This window comes from Thermotalea metallivorans, assembly GCF_001562415.1.
Taxonomy (GTDB): Bacteria; Bacillota; Clostridia; order Peptostreptococcales; family Thermotaleaceae; genus Thermotalea; species Thermotalea metallivorans.
Genome location: NZ_LOEE01000023.1, coordinates 1 through 650 on the forward strand (window position 1 = coordinate 1; position 650 = coordinate 650).

1 protein-coding gene is annotated in these 650 nt (G+C 27.8%); it reads right to left on the bottom strand.

What is annotated here, in order from left to right; all coding sequences use genetic code 11:
• Positions 1–92: 92 nt before the first annotated feature.
• The gene (locus AN619_RS04340; protein ID WP_157064904.1) at positions 93–527 is read right to left on the bottom strand and encodes a hypothetical protein; all 435 of its coding nucleotides are present in this window, start codon (positions 525–527) and stop codon (positions 93–95) included.
• Positions 528–650: the final 123 nt, after the last annotated feature.

Here is a 650-nt window from a genome sequence, read left to right on the forward strand (position 1 = left end):
TCATATCAGACGCCTCCTAGGGTGTTGGTTTGTCATAAGATTAGTATTCCTAGGATTTAGGTGTCTGATTTTGTTATTTTATGGAATTATTTTTAAATCACTACATTACTTGTAAAGTGGTGTTTTTCTTTTAATAGTTTATTATTTTTTTCAGAACCATCAATTTTTATTGAATCATTTAATGTATTTTCAATTTTAATAAAAGAACCATCTTCAAATCTATAATATCTTGTTTGATTTCCTTCCTCTGGGTTAAAAACATAAAAATCATCTGGAACAGCCTTTCTTTTTTCTGGATCATATACATCCCATAATTGATTATTTTCTAACTTTTCAATTAAAACTTCTTGTTTATCTTTTGGCACATTGTTTTCTTTCAAAAATTTAATTAGTTCTCCTTTTGTTGTGAATCCAGGAGCATATTGACTATTGTTATTGTCTGCAAAAGCATTATTTGGGAAAATAAAAAGAAACATTAAAATGATAAAACTTAACGAAACACTAATACCTTTTTTAATCTTATTCAATCAACTTTCGCACAAAGTTGATGTGCGATGAATATTGAAAAATCAATAGTTTTGGGCAATAAAAAAGTCCAAGAAGCCCCCTCTCTGTGATATAATAGAAGTGACAAAACCCCATTAAAATCA